Origin of the sequence: Mesorhizobium sp. Mes31 (assembly GCF_024519675.1) — a bacterium.
Classification (GTDB): Bacteria; Pseudomonadota; Alphaproteobacteria; order Rhizobiales; family Rhizobiaceae; genus Mesorhizobium.
In genome coordinates this window covers 65209-84460 of the sequence record NZ_JALJRL010000010.1, presented here as the reverse complement: position 1 = coordinate 84460, position 19252 = coordinate 65209, and the positions used below count along the sequence as shown (strand labels likewise).

Genomic DNA, 19252 nt, shown 5'->3' with positions numbered 1-19252 from the left:
GTTCTCATGCGGCCGAGGATTTTCGATGCGGATGTCAAGGCGACGGCGCCAGGCCTTTCCGATGGATGCGCTGGTCATCGACCGGACCATCGACGAACCGATCCATCGCCAGCTCTATCGGCAGATTGCCTCGATGATCCGTGACCGCCGCTTGGCGCCAGGCTCGGAACTGCCGTCGACGCGCGCGCTCGCGGAGGATCTGGGCCTCGCGCGTAACACGATCGTCGGTGCGTATGACCAACTGGCCACGGAAGGGTATCTTGCAAGCCGGCAGGGCGCGCGCCCGGTGGTCGTCGACCTGCCCGTGAACTCGACCGATCGAGGCAACAAACCCGCGGCCACGGCACTTCGACGCCCGCTTTCCAGGCGCGGCGAAAGCCTGATGCAGCAACCCTTCCATCATGGATCGCCCGGTCGCTTTGCCTTTCATCCGGGCATGCCGGACTCCCAGAACTTCCCCTTCGGCGTCTGGGGCAGGCTTCTCGCGCGTCGGGCGACCTTTGGCGCCGACATGTTGTTCGGCACCTATCATGTGACCGGTCTGCCGGCGCTCAAGGAGGCGATAGCCGGCTACCTTATCTCGGCCAGGGGCGTGCGATGTTCTCCCAAACAGATCGTCGTGACGACAGGAGCACAGGCGGCGTTCGACCTGCTGGCGCGCCTGCTGCTCGATCCCGGCGACACGGTCTGGCTGGAGGAACCGGGTTACTACGCGGCCAAGGCGACCTTCACGGTCGCGGGCGCCAACATCCTGCCGCTTGTCGTCGACCGCGACGGCTGGCAGATGAACCAGCCGGAGGTTTCGCCGCGCCTGATCTATGTGACGCCCGCCTGCCAGCATCCCCTGGGGATCACGATGCGAATGGACCAGCGGCTGCGCCTGTTCGAAATCGCCGAGCGCAACAATTCGTGGATCATCGAGGATGATTTCGACGGCGAGTACAGGTTTCAGGGAAGGCCGGTCCCCGCCATACAGAGCATGGATTACGCCGACCGCGTCATCTATGTCGGCACCTTCGCGAAATTGCTGTTTCCGGCGCTCAGGCTGGGGTTCATGGTCTTGCCCGCCGCCCTGTGCGAGGGCATTCCGCATGCGCTGAGCACCACCGGACAGTTCGCGCCCCTGGTGCTTCAGGCAGCACTTGCCGATTTCATCGACGAGGGCCACATGAGCCGCCACCTCAAGCGCATGCGCCGCATCTACGCCGAGCGCCGCAAGTTCTTCTACGAATTGTGCGAGACCGAACTGGCCGACCACATGACCCTATCGGCGGCGGAAGCCGGAATCCAGGTCGTTGCCGCGCTTCACGAAAGTTGCGACGACCGGGCGGTCGTGCATTGCGCCGACAAACTCGGTGTCAACGCATCGCCGCTGTCGAAATATTACTGGTCGTCCTCCGGCAATGGCCTGGTGCTTGGCTATGCCGCCTGCAACAAGGCCGAGAGCGAAGCGGGAATCCGACGTCTGCGCCAGGCCATCGAGCAGGTGCGGAGCTTCAAACGAGCACCGCCGCCCAGTGAGGCGCAAGCCTGAGGCTGGATATGGAACTTCCGGCCGCGGCCACGGTTTAGCACCTGGATGTTCGAAGGTTTTCAGCTTAGGCAATCCAGTGCCCGGGGGGACGACGCTTCGGGCAAAGGCAAGGGAGCGTCCAGCGATGGCCTACACTGTGATTTGGTACGGGAAAGCGGGCATCGTTGAAAAGACGCCCTTCGATGCCGAGAAAGACGCGCGAGATCATGCGCTGGCGACATTTCTTGCTCGAAAGCAGAATGACGGGATCGTAGCGGTGGAAGTCCGCAAGGACGACGGCACGGTTGTATTCAGCCAGGCAGGAGGCAGCTAGGTCGTCTGGATCGTTCGTCGCAATGCCTCAGCGGGCAGCCTGGCTACAGGCCGAACAGACCGTCCTGCACCCGACTGGTGCGGGTGCAGGCAAACGAGCAAGCGAGGTCTCTTGCGGGACCTAGTACCAGCGGCCGCGACCGTAAAAACCGCCGCCGCCCAGCAGAATAACAATAAGAACGATGACCAGAATTGTGGTGGTATCCATATGCGCCTCCTGAGCGCGCCCAGCCGGTTCGCCGTTCGCCGCTCTTGCCCTATGGGGCATGAACTGTTCCTGTCACTTTGACATCCACCAACGTTCCGCGCGGCATTCTTGTTCCAATCGACCTGTCAGGCATGACCAGTCCAGCGGAACCGCTGGCCTCACCTCGGCTGGAAAGGTTCCAGAAACCATGTCCGGGTTCACCAGGGAACCAACTGGCCTGACGATTTCTTTAGTTGCATGAAAAAACCTGGCGCACCCCCAACGGAAGATCACGACCACACGGGTTCGGTCGGTACGCCGCCCGAATTGCCATCCCAACAACAGGATGCTGAAGGAGATTTCGGCGGTCGGTTTGGATATGGGCGTCCCGCTCACAAGCCGGATCCTTTTGCCACATACACATTCTCGGCCGGGGCTGTTCGTCCTCTGCCGCTCGATAACAAGAAAAGATGGCGCTAGCCGGCTGTGCAGAAACCCTATGAAACCGCCTATTTCGCCAGGAAGCACGGGATCACACAGGCCCAGGCACGGCGGATCACCAAGGACTTCGGCCCTTCACGTATCAGGTGCGACACAGCCGCCCAGGACCTGAACTTGGCCCTGACAGGCCCATCGCGCCTGCATGAGCGGCGGCCGGCATCTGTGTCTTCGATACCAAAGCAATAGCTGATTTCTGGACGCGGGCGGCCAAAGCCGATGCATTGGCCTTGGCGCAGTCAGCGAAGCCACTTCTTGAACCTCGCGGCTTTGTTCCGCACGAATGCAGCGGCTGCCGCGTCGCACGCCCACAAGCGTTGACGGGCTTGAACCGAGCTACCATGCGGGTGGGAGTGAGCCATGGCTAACCCCAAAACGTCCAAATTTGGAATCACTCATCGGAGCGACCTCGTCCTTTTGAAGCGGGTCTATAACCGCGTTTGCCGCGAGCAGGGAATTGCCGAGGGCAGTCATCGCGCGGCCGAACTGAGAGCAAGCGCAATGGCGCTTGTCTCGATGGGCAAGCTCGACGAAGCATCTCTTTACGAGCGCCTTCGACGGATCGAATACCCCGTTCCTCACCGAGGCTAGAGCATGATCCCGAAAAGTGGAATCCGGTTTTCGGGAAAGATCATGCTCAAACAAAGAGATAGAGCCCCATCCCGATTCCATCGGGATGGAACAGGCTCTAGATAGCGATCTGGCCCGTCGCAACGCTGTAGATCCCAACAAGGCAGCCAGCTGCCGCGGCCGCAAAGACAATCCATTCCGCGCCGACCAACACCGGCTTGTTCTGCTCCCGTCTGACCTGAACAAAAAGCAAGGTACCGGGCGCATAGAGGATGGATGACAGCAAAAGGAATTTCAGGCCGCCTGCGTAGATCATGAAGGCGGCATAAAGCGTTGCGATACCGGCAACGATCAGGTCGCGGGATCGCTCCTGCGGTCTGGTGTCGTAAGTCTCGCGGCGCAGCGCGAGAAGGAGGCCGTATGCGGCAACCAGCAAGTAAGGAACCAGGATCATCGCGCTGCTCAGCTTCACCATCAGCGCGAATGCGTCTTCCGAGAAAAGAGTACTGATCACAAACAACTGAATCACGATGTTGGTCAGCCAGAGGGCGGCGGCGGGCACCTTGTGGCGGTTTTCGTTTGCAAAGATCTTTGGCATGTCTCCGCTCTTTGCGGCTGCGAACAGCACCTCCACACAAATCAGAGACCAGGCCAGATAGGCTCCAAGCACCGAAACAATCAGTCCAATGCTGACGAAGATTCCTCCCCACGGCCCGACAAGGGCCTCCAGCACGGAGGCCATGGATGGCTGCCTCATGGCCGCGACTTCCGTCCGCGCCAGTGCGGCGTAGGGCAGCAGTGTAACCAGGACCAGCAGGCACAGCACGCCGACGAAACCCAAGATCGTGGCGGTGCCGACATCAGAGCGTTTTTGTGCGTAGCGGGAATAGACGCTTGCTCCCTCGATGCCGATGAAGACAAATACGGTGATCAGCATGGTCGCGCGGATTTGCTGGAAGAGACCGACCGGTGACACGGGCTCCGCGTCCCAGAGGTTCGCGGCGAACAGGTCGGCGTTGAAGGCGCTGATCAGAATCACGATGAAGACAAGGATGGGAACGACTTTTGCGACGGTGACAACGGTGTTGATGATGGCAGCTTCTCTGATCCCGCGCAGGATCGTGAAATGGAATAGCCAGAGGCCGAGCGAAGAGACCAGGACGGCGGGAACCGTGTCGCCATTGCCGAAAAATGGGAAGAAAGCGCCAAGCGTCGATTTGATCAGGACCCAGTAAGAGACGTCGGCGATGCAGGCGACCAGCCAGTAGCCGAAGGCGGAGAGAAACCCCGCGTAGTCACCGAAACCGGCCTTGGCGTATGCAAAGATGCCGGCATCGAGTTCGGGCTTGCGCTCCGCGAGTGCCTGGAAGACACGCGCCAGGGTGTACATCCCTGCCCCGGCGATACACCAGGCGATGACGGCGCCGACCGGCCCGGTCGCGTGGGCGAAAGTGCGCGGGAGTGAAAATATTCCCGCGCCGATCATTGATCCGACCACCATGGAGGCTAGCGCGGCCAATGAAAGGGATCGCGGCTTTTCGGATGTCATGGTCGCGTCCTAAGGAGGGCGTCTGCTTACCCCGACTGTGAGCTTTGCTGCCGCATTCCAGACCATCCTTCCGCCCGCTCCAACGCGGCCAGAGAGGCGATGAGATTTCGATGCTGCATCGACGTCATCGCCAAGTCTAGCCGAGGTGACGCTCTGGGACGCCACAAGTCCCAAATAGAGACTTGGTGCCAAGCCATGAGATTCTCAGCTAATTTCACGCCCGTTTCAAAGGCATAGATTTACTCGCCCATCGGTTGCGGGCTCGCTTGGTCGCCCATCGCCGGGAGAGAGACGTGACAAGTAAATCCGAGCAGAAGCTGTCTTTATTCGCATTGACCGCAATGGTCGTCGGATCGATGGTTGGGGCCGGCATCTTCAACCTGCCTGGCCGGTTTGCTACCGCAACCGGCCCGTTCGGCGCCATCATCGCCTGGCTGATCGCCGGTACCGGCATGTACATGCTGGCCCGAGTGTTCCAGGCATTGGCCGAGAAACGGCCGGACATCGATTCCGGCGTTTTCGCCTATGCCAAGGCCGGCTTCGGCGACTATATGGGCTTCCTGTCCGCCTTCGGTTACTGGCTCGGCAGTTGCCTCGGTAACGTGTTCTATTGGGTGCTGATCGGCTCGACGCTGGGACGCTTCTTCCCGGGCCCCTTCGGCGACGGAAGCACCGCGATCGCGATTATCGTGTCGCTGATCGGCATCTGGGCGTTCCACTTTCTGATCCTTCGGGGGGTTGAGCAGGCGACCTTCATCAACACCGTCGTCACCATCGCCAAGATCGTGCCGCTGCTCGTTGCGATCCTCGCCTTCATCTTCTTCTTCAATTATTCGCAATTCTCCGAAAACTTCTTCGGCGGCGTGGGCATGCCCGAGAAGACGCTGGTTGCGCAGGTTCGTGACACCATGCTCATCACGGTCTTCGTGTTCCTCGGCATCGAGGGCGCGAGCGTCTATTCCCGCTTTGCCAAGACGCGGTCGGATGTGGGTTCCGCAACCATCCTCGGGTTCGTGGCCGTGACCGGCCTCATGGTCGCGATCACGTTGCTGCCCTATGCGACCGCGCCTCGCGCGGCGATCGCCGGGGTGCAGAACCCCTCTCTCGCCGGCGCGCTGGAACTGGCCGTCGGCCATTGGGGCGCGGTGCTGATTTCCATCGGCGTTCTGATCTCGGTGCTCGGCGCCTATCTCGCCTGGTCGCTGATCTGCGCCGAGGTGCTGTTCGCCGCCGCCAAGTCGCAGGACATGCCGAAGCTCTTCGCGGCGCAGAACAGCAACCGCGTGCCCGCCAACGCGCTCTGGCTGACCAACATCGTCGTCTCGCTGTTCGTCATCTCGACCTACTGGTCGCGTGACGCCTTCAACTTCATGCTCGACATGACCAGCGTGACGTCGCTGCTGCCCTACCTGCTGGTCGCGGGCTATGGCGTGCTGATCGCCCGCCGTGGCGAGGTCTACCAGACCACGCCCGGTGAGCGCGGACGCGACCAGTTCTTCGCCTGGATCGCTGTCGTCTATACACTGTTCATGTTCGTCGCCGCCGGCCTGAAATACGTGCTGCTGGTGGCGGTCCTCTTTGTGCCTGGCACCATCCTCTATTTCTGGGCCCGGCGTGAACAGAACGCGCGGTTCTTCACATCGGTCGAACTTGTCATCTTCGCCGTCACCCTGGTCGCGGGACTCGCCGGTTTCGTCGGCCTGCTGACCGGCGCCATCACACCTTGACGAGAAAGGCACAAGCCATGGCGATGGAAATGAAATTCGGCGTGCATTCCGAGGTCGGCCAGCTTCGCAAGGTCATGGTCTGTGCGCCCGGCCGCGCCCATCAGCGCCTGACGCCCAGCAATTGCGACGAACTTCTGTTCGACGATGTGCTGTGGGTCGAGAACGCCAAGCGCGACCATTTCGACTTCATGACCAAGATGCGCGACCGCGGCATCGAGGTGGTGGAGATGCATAACCTCCTTGCCGAGACTGTCGCAGTCCCCGAGGCGAAGAAATGGGTACTCGACAATCAGGTGGTGCCGAACCAGGTCGGCCTCGGCCTCGTCGACGAGGTGCGCTCCTATCTGGAGGGGCTCTCCAACCGCGAACTGGCGGAGACGCTGATCGGGGGCCTCTCGACCCATGAATTTCCCGAATCCATCGGCGGCGAACAGCTCGAGTTGATCCGCGACGCGGCCGGGGTGAACGAGTATCTGCTGCCCCCGCTGCCGAACACGCTCTACACCCGCGACACGACCTGCTGGATCTATGGCGGCGTCACGCAGAATCCGCTCTACTGGCCGGCGCGGCATGAGGAGACCATCCTCACCACCTCGATCTACAAGTTCCATCCCGACTTCGCCGGCAAGGTGAACGTGTGGTGGGGCGACCCGACAAAGGATTGGGGCCTCGCCACGCTGGAAGGCGGCGACGTCATGCCGATCGGCAAGGGCAATGTGCTGATCGGCATGAGCGAGCGCACCTCGCGTCAGGCCATCAGCCAGCTCGCGGCGACGTTGTTCGAGAAGGGCGCGGCCGAGCGCGTCATCGTCGCGGCGATGCCGAAGCTGCGCGCGGCGATGCATCTCGACACGGTGTTCACCTTCGCCGACCGCGACTGCGTGTTGCTCTACCCCGACATCGTCAATGGCATCGAGGCATTCTCCTACCGGCCGAACGGCAAGGGCGGCGTCGAGTTGCACAAGGACAAGGGGACTTTCGTCGAGACGGTGCGCGACTCGCTCGGCCTCAAGAAGATGCGCGTGGTGGAGACCGGCGGCAACGCCTATGTGCGCGAGCGCACCCAGTGGGACAGCGGTGCCAACCTCGTCTGTGCGTCGCCGGGCGTCGTCTATGCCTATGACCGCAACACCTACACGAACACGCTGCTGCGCAAAGAGGGCATCGAGGTCATTACCATCATCGGCGCGGAACTGGGCCGCGGTCGTGGTGGCGGCCATTGCATGACCTGTCCGATAGTCCGGGATTCGGTGGACTACTGACGGCGGAGCGCGCTTCCGGAGATCAGAGATGGACGGCGTTCATGCAGGATTTCTGGTTAGGCAATCGACAATGAGCGGCGTTTCCACGAGCGGAACCGATCACCGGCAGCAAGCGGCCTCGCTGCGTTCCAAATGGGGGTGGTTTTTGGCGTTGGGCATTGCCCTGGCGTCGGCTGGAGCCCTGGCCGTCGCCCTGCCCGTGGTTTCCACATTTGCGGCAAGCGTCGTCCTCGGATTCGTCCTTTCGCTCGCGGGCATCGTGAAGATGGTCCAATCCCTGCAGGTCAAGGAGTGGAGCGGGTTCATCTGGCAAGAATTGACCGGCGCGGTCGAGCTGGTTGGCGGTATCCTGATATACTTCAACCCCTTGAAGGGCGCTCTCGCGATCACTCTCCTGATCGCTCTGGTGTTTCTCGTTCAGGGCATTCTACAAGTCGCGCTCGCGGTACGGGTGCGCAAGCAGGCTGGTTGGCAGTGGTTCGGTGTTTCGGGCCTGGTCGCGCTGGCCGCCAGCGCGACGCTCGCATTGAAGCTGCCCTACACCAGCACCTACACGCCAGGTACGATTGCCGGCATTTCCCTCCTTGTCGCCGGCGGCGCGTACATTGCCATATCCCTGTCGATGCGCAGGGCCGGGTCATGACCATCTCACGCGAAACATCCGGGCAACATTGTTCGGTTGAGAAGCGGATGACCAGACATGTCTGCACTTGCTTGATGATCGTTTGTCTGGCCGCCGTCGCGACCCCTTGCATCGATTCCATTTCCTTCGCTCAGCAGCCTGGAGGGAGACAAGGACTTCCACCGCCCGCTGTCGTCATCGAACAGATCAAGGTTCAGGAGGTGAGCAGTCCCGCGCAGTTTACTGCTCGTGTCGAGGCGATCGAAGCAGTGGACATCCGCGCGCGCGTCACCGGCTTTCTGCACGCCGTCGATTTCAAGGATGGGCAGACGGTGAAGGTTGGGGACACGCTGTTTGAAATCGAACCGGATCAGCTTGATGCCTTGGTCACGTCGGCACGGGCGCAGGTGGCGCGTGCCGAGGCGACACGCGGATCGGCCGAACGGACGCTGACGCGCAACCGCGACCTGTTCGCTCGAAGAACGGTCTCGCAGGCCGCCCTGGACGAGGTCCAGGCGGCATTCGATGTCGCTGCCGCCGACGTGCAGGTTGCGGAGGCGGCCCTCCACACCGCCGAGCTCAACCTTGCCTATGCTCGCGTCACGGCGCCGATCTCCGGCAACATCGGCCGTGCGACATTCACGACCGGCAACCTGGTCGGACCGGATTCCGGTTCGCTGGCACGAATAGTCAGCCTGGACACGGTCCGCGTGGCTTTCGCCGTGACCGAAGGGCTGCTTGTGACCATGCGGCAGCAGGAGGCGAGCGGCAGCAACATCGATCCGAAGACGCTGAAGCTTTCACTGCGTCTTGCCAACGGGACGGACTACGACGCGACTGGCCGACTCGAATTTGTCGAGAACGAGATCGACCCGCAGACGGGTACCGTCGCGGCTCGCGCGGTTTTCCCCAATCCTCGTCACATCCTTCTGCCCGGGCAATTCGTCACCCTCTATGTGCAGCGGAAGGAAGCGCCCAGCTTGCCGGTGGTGCCCCAGACGGCGGTGCTGCAGGATAGCGAGGGGCGGTTTGTCTATCTGCTGGGCAAGAACAATGTCGTCTCGCAACGGCGCATCGATACCGGCGCGCGCGTCGGCAATGGATGGGCGGTCAACACCGGCTTGAATGGAGGCGAGCAGGTCGTCGTCCAGGGAATCCAGCGTCTCGCCGAAGGCATGACGGTTCAGCCGAGCGAAGGCCAGCCGGTCGGCGGCGGCTCATGATTTCCGACCTCTTCATAACCAGGACCCGGCTGGCGATCGTCCTTTCAATCGTCATTTCGATTGCTGGCGCGATCGCCGTCTTTTCGCTGCCGGTCCAGCAATACCCCGAGATCACGCCGCCGACGGTCACGGTTTCCGCCACCTATCCCGGCGCCAGCGCGGAAGTGATTGCCGATGTCGTCGGTGGTCCATTGGAGACCGCCATCAATGGCGTCCCCAATATGATGTACATGTCGTCGACCAGTTCGAATGCCGGGCAATATTCGCTGTCCGTGACTTTCGAAGTGGGGACAAATCCCGACATTGCTCAGGTCAATGTGCAGAACAGGGCGCAACTGGCGATTTCCCAGTTGCCGGCCGCGGTCACCCAGCAAGGCGTATCGGTGCGGTCGCGCTCGCCCGATTTCGTGCTCGGCATCGCCTTCTATTCTCCGGACAGCAAGCTCGACGTGCTGCAGATCACCAATTTCACGTCGACGACGATCGCCGATGCGATCTCGCGCGTCGCCGGCGTCGGCGAGGCTTCCGTCGTCGGCGCGTCCGAATACTCGATGCGTGTTTGGATAGATCCGGCGCGCATGGATGCGCTCGGCATAACGGCCGATGACGTGGCGACCGCCATTCAGCGGCAGAACATCCAGGCCTCACTCGGCCAGGCCGGCGCCCCGCCGGCGCGGGAAGGCACCGAGCTACAATATACACTGGTGGCTCGCGGCCGGCTGATGAGCACGGAGGAATTCGGGGACATCGTCGTGCGCACCGGCGGCGCCGGAGCGATCATACGGCTGCGCGACATCGCCCGCATCGAGCTCGGTGCCCGGAACTATTCATCGAGCGCGAGCTTCGCTGGGCATGAAACGGCGATGTTGCAGATAAACCAGGCGCCTGGGGCCAACGCCATCCAGACCGCCAATGCCGTGCTCGCCGAGCTCCAGCGCCTTTCATCCGGGTTCCCGCCCGGCCTCCAATATCAGGTCGTCTACGATGCAACGCGTTTCGTCCGGACGAGCCTTGCGCTGATCGTGCGTATCCTCGGCGAGGCTTTCCTCATCGTGCTCGTCGTCACATACCTGTTCCTGCAGGACTGGCGTGCCACCCTGGTTTCGGCACTGGCGATGCCCGTCTCGATGCTGGGCGCCATCGCCGTCCTGCTGGCGTTTGGATACTCGATAAACTCGATCTCGCTGCTCGCCCTGGTGCTGGCCATCGGACTGGTCGCGGATGACGCGATCCTTGTCGTCGAGAATGTCAAGCATGTCATGGAGGACGACCCCGCGATCGAAACGGCGGCGGCCGCCCGCAAGGCGATGGGGCAGATCACGGGTCCGATCATTTCCACCACGCTCGTGCTCCTCGCCGTGGTGACGCCGACAGCCTTTCTGTCCGGCATAAGCGGGCAGCTCTACCGTCAATTCGCGATCACGTTGTCGGCGGCGCTGGTTCTCTCGTCGCTTGTCGGCCTGACACTCAGTCCCGCACTCAGCGCGATCCTGCTGAGACGCGGACAGCGCGGATATCGGCGCGGTCCCCTTGGCTGGTTCGCGCGCTTCATAGATGCGACGCGCGTCGGCTATGGCCGGATAGTCGGGTTCCTGGTGCGGCTGTGGATCATACCTCTCGGCGCGCTTGCCGCCTGCTTCCTGGCCGCCTACCTGCTGCTCGGCAGCCTGCCTGCCACCTTTCTCCCGGACGAGGACCAGGGCGCCCTGTTTGTGGATATCCAGCTTCCCAACGCAGCCTCCCTTGATCGCACCAGGGCCATTGTAGGCGAGGTTCAAAAGGTGCTGTCGGCGACGAAAGGCGTCGAAAACGTCATTTCGGTCGCCGGCTTCAGCATCGTCCAGGGGACGCAATCTCCCAACGGAGCGATGGTGGTGGCGGCGCTGGATCCCTGGGACCAGCGCAACACGCCGGACCTGCGGCTGGACGCCATCCTCGCAAGATTGCGCGCGCAGTTCTCGACCATTCCGGGCGCAAATGTCGCTGTCTTTTCGCCACCGGCCATTTCCGGCATCGGCGCGGTCGGCGGCCTCGACCTGCGCCTCCAGGCTTTGCAGGGTCAGTCGCCGGAGGAGATCGCTGAGGTGGTGCGCGGATTCGTTGCGGCGATCAACCAGGCCCCGGAAATCGGCGGCGTGGCGACAACCTTCAGCGCCGATGTGCCGCAGATTTACGTCGATGTCGACCGGACCCGCGCGGAAGCGCTTGGCGTGAGCGTGTTCGACATCTATTCGACGATCGGCGCCAGCTTCGGGTCGCGTTACGTGAATGATTTCACGCTGCAGGGGCGGGTCTTCCAGGTCAACCTGCAGGCTGACGCCGAGCATCGTGGGGACGCCGAGGATATCCTCAATCTCCATGTACGCAGCCGGGCGGGTGCAATGGTGCCGCTCAGGGCGGTGGTGTCGACCAGCACCATGCTCGCGCCCTTCGTCATCTCCCGCTACAACCTCTCGGTAGCGGCACAGATCAACGGTCAGGTCGCGCCCGGCGGCAGTTCCGGAGCGGCGATGGACGCCATCGAACGCGTCGCGGCCCACGCGCTGCCGGCCGGCTATGGCTACGAGTGGTCCGGCCTCTCGTTCCAGGAGCGACGCAGCGCCGGACAAGAGACCCTCATCTTCGGACTGGCCTTTCTGTTCGCCTATCTGTTCCTGGTAGCGCAATACGAAAGCTGGATGCTTCCGATCGCCGTCATCCTGTCCCTTGGAGCCGCCTTGTTCGGCGCCACCGGGGCACTCATGCTTTTCGGACTGCAAAACAGCCTTTACGCGCAGATCGCCATCGTGCTGCTGATCGGGCTGGCGTCGAAGAACGCCATCCTGATCGTCGAATTCGCCAAGGAACGCCGCGAGGAGGGGCACCCGGTCGCCGAAGCGGCAAGACTTGGTGCCGAGCAGCGCTTCCGCGCCGTCATGATGACGGCCCTGTCCTTCATTCTGGGCATTATCCCACTGGCGATGTCCACCGGCGCCGGCGCCGGCGCGCGCCAGGCGGTGGGCGTGACGATCTTTGGCGGCATGCTGGCCGCAACGACGATCGGCCTTTTTATCATCCCGACCCTGTTCGCGGTGATCCAGCACGTTGCGGAATGGGCCGCTGTCCGACCGAAGGCAGAATCGAACACCGATGAGATAGTCCCGCAATCGAGGAGGAGAACATGACCACCTATGAGAATGGAACGGCATCGACTGTGCCACCCCCTTCGGTTCGTCTTCTTCTTGGTCTTGTGCTGATTGTCGGAGGGGTGTTCGTTTTGGGTGATATAGCGCTGGCCACGGTAATCAGCGCCATAGTCATTGGTGTCACTGCCATCGTCGTGGGTGCGTTCGAAATGATGCACGCCTTCTGGATGAAAGGATGGGGCGGCTTCGTATGGCAATTCGTGCTTGGCATCCTGTACGTCGTTTTCGGCGCCATGGTGGTGAGCCAGCCTCTGTCTGGTGCGCTTGTCCTGACCTACATCCTCGGACTGCTGCTCACGGCCTCCGGCATCGTGCGCGTTTTTGTCGGCATCAAGCGCTGGAGCGACGTCGGCTGGACAATGGTTCTGTCAGGAGCATTCGGAGTTCTGGCTGGGCTGGTCATCCTGACTGGATGGCCCATGACTGGTCTTTGGGTGCTTGGATTTCTGCTCGGTATTGACCTCATTTCGCATGGCATTGCCTGGCTGACATACGGCTGGCTACCGGCGGCCAAGACAGCCTAATGGCCCGCAGTTGCGGAGACGCCGGCAGGCCTCGCTTGCCCGAAATGCCGCAGGGAGCTGCGCGTGAGCGACGCGGCGATTGTCGGGACTAGCGCGCGCTGCGCCAATTGCCACGCGGAAATGATGGTTTCGCCGCCAGCTGCGTAAGGCCAATCTGGACAGGCCTGCGCTGTCGAACCTTATCGCCGAGCGGCGCGGCCAAATGTCGATCGCGTCCTCGATTGGCCCATGATCATGCTTGCAGTCTGTGAAGAAGTTGGCCCAGCCGTTGGACAGGAACGGCCGCCTGCACCTCGTCTACGTGCCAGTTCGACGGTCCGTTCTTGACCCCGGTTCTCACTTCGCTTGGGCAGTATCCGAACGCGCGCCTGAAAGCGCGGCTGAATTCTGCGCCGTCACAGAAGCCGTATTCGTCGGCAATGTCGAGAATTCGACGGCGGTCATTCGGATCGGCGAGCGCTGCGTGGGCCGCCAGGAGGCGCCGATGCTGGATATAGTGCACGACCCCTCCGGAAGCTTCGAAAATTCGGTAGAGCCGGGAGCGCGATATCCCGAGTTCGCGCGTCATTTGCTCAATGGACAGATCAGGTTCGAAAAGGTGGCGCTGCACGAATCGACGGGCGCGCTCGAGCAAGGTTGCGGAAATCGGGTCATGGGCTTCGGCGAGATGGTCTGAGTACGACGAAATGCAGCCGTGCAGCATCGCTCGGGTCGCACTGAGCAAGCCAGGAAGATCACCAACATCCATAGCAGGAAGCCTCTGGGCGAGGCTGGTCAGATAGTCGGCGAGCAGCCGGCCCATGCCCCCACGAAGCACGGAGAATTCGGCGGCGTCCAGACCCCACCCCATGTCACGGCAGAAGTCGCGGGGCACGAAAAGCAACAGCATTTCGCTGTCTGTAACGCTTCCCTCGAAGACACCGCCAAGCGGATGCACCTGCACCGATCCGGCGCCCGCGTCGAAAGACCTGGAGGGAGTGACCGTCCGCGATCTGCCTTCGCGGACAAGAGTCACCAACCAATGATCGATGGGATCCCGGCGAATGTGACCCGCCAGACTGGTGAAGTCCAAACCATCCGTGCGGACCTGAGCCAGGGCAAGATCGCCCAGGTCCCAGATGACCTGCGTGCCGGCGAAACCCGCCGCTGTGTCGCTCGGCGCGGCAAAGTCGAGCACGGTCGCGAAGCTCTGGCGCCACGCGGCAAATTGATCCTTCGGAGGCAACTCGCGGGTCGAGAATTCGAAGCGGGGAATTGGAGTTCGCAGCGGGACGACGGGCGTGGGACCGGCCGTGATGCGAGCCGCGGGTTCGCGCATCGCATGCGCGTTCAACCCTGCCGGAGCCGATCTCGCCGCATGTGAGATCACGACGGAACCCTCGACGGCGCCAGCAATGAGCATGGGATGAGCAAGCGGTAGAGCGAGACAACTTCTCGACTGGAGTCATTCAACAACCCTGCCGTTGTGACACGGTGTCGAAACCCCATATACATTAGCAATGTATAATATATGTTCTTTACAGCGCAGACGACATGCGCCAGAGACGCAAGAGAACCCATCGGAGATATCTTTCTGCCAAAGAACATCTCCCCGCATACGCACTAATCTAACCTGAATTGACTGAAAGCTCAAGTTTAATTGCCAGATTACTCGCTCTGCCTTGGGGAAGGTATAGTTAACGGCACCGACAGACATCAAGCCGATGAAGATCCCCCGGACAGCAACGTTGCCACCCAGCGTGTTGACTTCTGGTGCGCGCACCATGTGACCACAACAATCAGGATCGGCACGCCGATGAAAGCCCCGGGTACACCCCACATGAAGCTCCAGAAAAACACCGAGAACATAACGGCGAAGGGCGAGATTGCCAGCGATGCGCCGGTCAGGAACGGCTCCAGATAGCTGCCAATGGCAAATTGAATGACATTGAGGCCGACGAACACAAACAGCGCCAGTTGCCAGGACCCCGACTGCGCGATGGCGAAAAGGGTCGGGAAGATCGTAGCCAGCAGCGGCCCGACAAAAGGGATGTAGTTGAGCGCAAAGGCGATTGCCGCCCAGGCGCTGGCGAGCTCGAGCCCGGCAGCAAGCGCAAACACCCACACGACCAAGCCGGTCATGACGCATGCAATGCTGCGCACAACCATGAAGCGGCGAATCTTGCCGCCAATTTCGCGGCCGATATGCAAGAGTGTCTCGCCTTGCGGCTGGGCCGAGGTTGAAAGCAGGCGACATTGCAGCTCGTCGGCTTCCAATAGGCCAAGCATCACGAAGATAAAGGTCACCACGGCAAAGCCGGCGATGCTGTTCAGCCGCATGAGCAGGCTGCGCGTCAGGCCGATCAGCCTGGATATGCTGAAAAGTTCCCCTAACGGGCCGACAATTGCAATCCCATGATTCTCCAGCCAGTCCACCCAGTGAGCGTAGGTCGCCTGCAGCTGGCTGGTATTGTAGAACAGCCATTGCGACAGTTCGCCGAGCCCCCAGACAATCGCCGAGCCCACGACGACGATCACAAGAACGATAAGCAGAAGTGTAATCAGCAAGGCTGCCAACCGCGGGATTCGGCGTTGCAGAGCCGCCTGAATTGGCCATGCCAATGCGATCACGAACAGTGAGAATGCAAGGGGCATGAGAATTGATCTGGCGAAATACAGCGCGGCGAGAACGAGGATGCCGGTCGCAACCGGGTTGACCGCACGGCGGCTGCTCGCTTCTGCCACGTTTGCCTTCTCGCTTTTCGGTCGCCGCGATCTTGTTTCACTCACGCGTGATGGTTCTCCAGCGCGGACTTATGGGAAGCTTTCGCGCCGGAGAAAACCGACCCGCATCCTGTCGATAGGCTCAGCGGCAACGACCGGCATGGACGCGCCGAAAGCCGTCGGCGCGAGCCAGGCATTGGTTGGAAAACGTGCGCGAGCGCCCGCCTCTGATTGCGCAAACCGGAGCATACTGGAGGGTGCAGGCTGCTGGCCGTTTTGGCCGCGACATGCGGCACTCACCATTCCTCACGATCTGGAATCCTTGAGCGCGGGCCATGCACGCGTTGCCAAATGTCCGCAACCTTCCGCCGCGTCGACCGCAAACGGGCGCGTGTACCGAGCTGCAGGCTTGAGGCCGATGCGAAATCGACTGGGACTGCGCGACAGCCCCAGTGCATGCGGACAACAACGAAGCGACCAGCAACCACGTGCTCGGGCGGGCAAATAGACATTGTACCTGCTTCATCCAACCTCTCCTTCGGGTCACTCTCCACGCCTCGCGCCACCCGCGGCAATGGCAATGCTCGCGGTTAGGACGAGGCCGCCTGACAATCCTGCAATGCCAATTCCGACAAGGACTGCCGGGGTAAGGACGCCAACGCCTCGCGCCGTGGCGTCCACTGCGCTCTCCACGTGTCCGACAAAACGGGCGACGCCTGGCAGTTGTCCGGCCAGCCAGGTCAGAGCGAGTCCGCCGGTCGCGCCCGTCAAGGCATCGACCTTTGCGCCCAGACCGAAATCCGTCCATCGCCCCAGGGCGAGACCGGCCGCTGCGCCACAGACGCCCTCCATGGTAAGTACGACAGCGGTCTCGATTGCGCCCATCATTCTTGTCCACATTGCCAGGCGATCGGCTCACGCACTTCCAGAGCGGCGCGAAACCTTCCGGTTTACACAGCCGCGGACGCCTGACTAAGTGCCTCGCGCAGGATCCGCTCCTTCGTCTCGTCCAGCGATGTCTTGAGTACGACGCCCCCAAATCCCTTGATCGCGTTCAGCACCTTGTCGGCGGTCATCCCGTGAACGAGCACGAACAAGGCGGCATTTCCCGGCTGCAGGCTGGCCGCCAGATCCTTCATGAAAGCATCGTTTATTCCGACGTCGGTCAGCGCGCCGCCGAGCGCGCCGGAAGCAGCACCGATCGCCGCTCCGACGACGGGATTGAGGAAAATCACACCTATCAGCATACCCCAGAAGCTGCCCGACACAGCACCAGCGACGGTCGTGTTCATGATCTGATTGAGCTTCACATTGCCGCCTTCCGTCTTGGTCGCAATCACGGCGTCGGTGATGTTGATGAGGTATTCCTTCTGCAATGCAAACAGGCGCTGGCGCACCTCTTCTGCCTTGGCTTCGGTGGGGTAGACTATGGCGATCAGGTCGGACATGGGACCTCCACTGCGAAATTCGATGGGATCGAGATGCGCCCTCAAGATTGCGGGACGGCATTTTAGGTCTCTGCCGCAGCGAAGAAATTAGCCGGGAATCCCGCGCCTTGGCGGTCCGTCCCTTTTTGATTGCAGCCCAGGATGACGGAAGATCTTCGACTTGCGCCGGATCGCGGCACGCGATTACTTCATCTCAACGGTACGCAGCCGCACATCTCCGGAGGTCTGCATGAAGCGGCATTGGCTGATCGGGCTGTGGTATTCGCTCTCGGCCGGCGGCCTTCTTCTCGGAACGCTGTTCTTTGCCGCCTCGCTGACCCCGACGCTGCTTCCGCGGACCTTTCTGACCCAAGGTGTGCTTTCGGGATTCGCCCTGGCCGCAGGCTATGGCATCGGCGTGTTCGGCCAGTGGCTTTGCATCTACCTGGAGTTGCCAGCGCCGCGAGGCCTGAGCACCGCAAGGCTGGTCGCCGCCGTCGGATGCTTGGTCGTCGCGTGCATCTTCCTCTGGTGGGCCGCGCAGTGGCAGAACTCGATCCGGAAGCTGATGGGTCTCGACCTTGTCGAAAGCGCACACCCGCTCAAGGTTGGTCTGCTCGCACTGGTGACGTTCGCTCTCGTCATCGCCGTGGCATGGCTCTTCCAGCGGACGGCCCGCTTCGTTTCGACCAGGGTCAACCGCTTTGCGCCGAGGAGAGTCGCGAACGTCGTCGGCGTGATCGTCTCGGTTGCACTGTTCTGGTCTATCACCAGCGGCGTGCTGTTTCGTGTCGTGCTTCACCTGGCGGACTCGTCCTACAGGCAATACGATGCACTGATCGAACCGGAGACTGCACAGCCAACCGACCCCCAAAAGACCGGTAGCAGCGCCTCATTGCTCGATTGGAACGAGTTGGGACGGGCGGGGCGCGAGTTCGTTGCCAAAGGGCCGACGGGCGAAGAAATACACGCTTTCACCAACAAGGAGGCGCTGCAGCCGATCCGCGTCTATGTCGGGTTGCGATCCGCCGATAGTCCGGAGAACAGAGCTCGGCTGGCGCTGAATGAGCTGATACGGGTCGGCGGTTTCAAGCGTTCGACGCTGGTCGTCGTGACACCCACCGGAAGCGGATGGATCGACCCGGCAGCGATGGACAGCCTGGAGTATCTTCACAACGGCGATGTCGCGAGCGTGGCGGTACAATACTCCTACCTTGCCAGCTGGCTGTCGCTGCTTGTGGAGCCTGATTACGGAGCCGATACTGCGCGGGCCCTCTTCCGGGATGTCTACGATTATTGGATCAGACTTCCCAAGGACAGCCGCCCGCGGCTCTATCTGCACGGTCTCAGTCTTGGGGCGATGAACTCCGAACGATCAACCGACCTGTTCGACGTGGTCGGAGATCCGTTCCAGGGCGCGCTGTGGAGCGGACCGCCCTACCAGAGTAGCCTTTGGCGTTCGTTTACCAGGGACCGCAATCCGGGCTCGCCTGCCTGGCTTCCCCGTTTTCGTGACGGATCGATTGTCCGGTTCATGAATCAGGAGGGCGTGGCAGCGGCTCCGGGCTCCGTTTGGGGGCCAATAAGAATCGTCTATCTCCAATATGCGAGCGACCCGGTGACATTCTTCGACTATCGCGATCTCTACCGCGAGCCGGATTGGATGAAGCCCCCGCGCGGTCCGGACGTCTCGCCTGAACTGCGTTGGTACCCTGTGGTGACACTCCTGCAGCTCACGCTCGACATGGCTATGGCAACGACTGCGCCGATCGGCTACGGACACGTCTATGCGCCAGCCCACTACATAGATGCCTGGATCGAGGTGACGAATGTTCAGGGATGGTCCCCGGCGCAGATAGCGGAATTGAAACGACATCTCGGTCGTTTGCCGCTCACAAACCCTTCATGACGACGGACCAGACCCGGTCC

Annotated in this window: 14 protein-coding genes; 10 read left to right on the top strand and 4 right to left on the bottom strand. The window is 61.7% G+C overall.

Features of this window, described 5'->3' with window-relative positions:
- The first annotated feature begins 31 nt into the window (after positions 1 to 31).
- The 3 genes from NR193_RS18230 to NR193_RS18220 all read left to right on the top strand — a co-directional run bounded on the left by NR193_RS18230 (position 32) and on the right by NR193_RS18220 (position 3122).
- Complete coding sequence (locus tag NR193_RS18230) at positions 32 to 1534, top strand: PLP-dependent aminotransferase family protein (protein ID WP_256752173.1); 1503 nt, start codon at positions 32 to 34, stop codon at positions 1532 to 1534.
- A gap of 124 nt (positions 1535 to 1658) precedes the next feature.
- Entirely contained in the window at positions 1659 to 1847 is a 189-nt protein-coding gene (locus tag NR193_RS18225) for a hypothetical protein (RefSeq protein ID WP_256752172.1), read from the top strand.
- A 1044-nt stretch (positions 1848 to 2891) separates the two neighbouring features.
- A complete protein-coding gene (locus tag NR193_RS18220; protein ID WP_256752171.1) occupies positions 2892 to 3122 on the top strand; it encodes a hypothetical protein in 231 nt (76 codons plus the stop codon).
- Positions 3123 to 3219: 97 nt separating this feature from the next.
- Here the strand turns inward: NR193_RS18220 and NR193_RS18215 are convergent, their stop codons facing one another.
- The gene (locus NR193_RS18215) at positions 3220 to 4650 is read right to left on the bottom strand and encodes a basic amino acid/polyamine antiporter (RefSeq protein ID WP_256752170.1); all 1431 of its coding nucleotides are present in this window, start codon (positions 4648 to 4650) and stop codon (positions 3220 to 3222) included.
- 293 nt (positions 4651 to 4943) lie between these two features.
- On the opposite strand from NR193_RS18215, the gene NR193_RS18210 reads away from it, so the two are divergent.
- The 6 genes from NR193_RS18210 (at position 4944) to NR193_RS18185 (ending at position 13193) form a co-directional block, all read left to right on the top strand.
- Positions 4944 to 6377 carry a basic amino acid/polyamine antiporter gene (locus tag NR193_RS18210; RefSeq protein WP_256752169.1) on the top strand — a complete coding sequence of 478 codons (1434 nt, stop codon included), beginning with the start codon at positions 4944 to 4946 and terminating at the stop codon, positions 6375 to 6377.
- 23 nt (positions 6378 to 6400) lie between these two features.
- Positions 6401 to 7639, top strand: coding sequence for an arginine deiminase (arcA, locus tag NR193_RS18205; RefSeq protein ID WP_375162713.1), 1239 nt, complete (start codon positions 6401 to 6403; stop codon positions 7637 to 7639).
- Between the two features lie 70 nt (positions 7640 to 7709).
- Positions 7710 to 8282: an HdeD family acid-resistance protein gene (locus tag NR193_RS18200; RefSeq protein WP_256752167.1), complete on the top strand. Its 573-nt coding sequence runs from the start codon at positions 7710 to 7712 to the stop codon at positions 8280 to 8282.
- Positions 8279 to 9484: an efflux RND transporter periplasmic adaptor subunit gene (locus NR193_RS18195; RefSeq protein ID WP_256752166.1), complete on the top strand. Its 1206-nt coding sequence runs from the start codon at positions 8279 to 8281 to the stop codon at positions 9482 to 9484. Before NR193_RS18200 ends, NR193_RS18195 begins: the two co-directional genes overlap by 4 nt.
- On the top strand, positions 9481 to 12648 hold the full coding sequence (locus NR193_RS18190) for an efflux RND transporter permease subunit (RefSeq protein ID WP_256752165.1): 3168 nt from the start codon (positions 9481 to 9483) through the stop codon (positions 12646 to 12648). The genes NR193_RS18195 and NR193_RS18190 overlap by 4 nt, the downstream gene beginning before the upstream one ends.
- Positions 12645 to 13193: an HdeD family acid-resistance protein gene (locus tag NR193_RS18185; RefSeq protein WP_256752164.1), complete on the top strand. Its 549-nt coding sequence runs from the start codon at positions 12645 to 12647 to the stop codon at positions 13191 to 13193. Before NR193_RS18190 ends, NR193_RS18185 begins: the two co-directional genes overlap by 4 nt.
- A 232-nt stretch (positions 13194 to 13425) precedes the next feature.
- On the opposite strand, the gene NR193_RS18180 is transcribed toward NR193_RS18185, so the two are convergent.
- The 3 genes from NR193_RS18180 to NR193_RS18170 all read right to left on the bottom strand — a co-directional run bounded on the left by NR193_RS18180 (position 13426) and on the right by NR193_RS18170 (position 17344).
- Positions 13426 to 14595: a helix-turn-helix domain-containing protein gene (locus tag NR193_RS18180; protein ID WP_256752163.1), complete on the bottom strand. Its 1170-nt coding sequence runs from the start codon at positions 14593 to 14595 to the stop codon at positions 13426 to 13428.
- Between the two features lie 293 nt (positions 14596 to 14888).
- Positions 14889 to 15917 (bottom strand): AI-2E family transporter, encoded by a 1029-nt coding sequence (locus tag NR193_RS18175; protein ID WP_256752162.1) that lies wholly within the window; start codon positions 15915 to 15917, stop codon positions 14889 to 14891.
- Between the two features lie 929 nt (positions 15918 to 16846).
- Positions 16847 to 17344 (bottom strand): DUF1269 domain-containing protein, encoded by a 498-nt coding sequence (locus NR193_RS18170; RefSeq protein ID WP_256752161.1) that lies wholly within the window; start codon positions 17342 to 17344, stop codon positions 16847 to 16849.
- 229 nt (positions 17345 to 17573) lie between these two features.
- Between NR193_RS18170 and NR193_RS18165 the strand changes: the two genes are divergently transcribed.
- On the top strand, positions 17574 to 19232 hold the full coding sequence (locus NR193_RS18165; protein WP_256752160.1) for an alpha/beta-hydrolase family protein: 1659 nt from the start codon (positions 17574 to 17576) through the stop codon (positions 19230 to 19232).
- Positions 19233 to 19252: the final 20 nt, after the last annotated feature.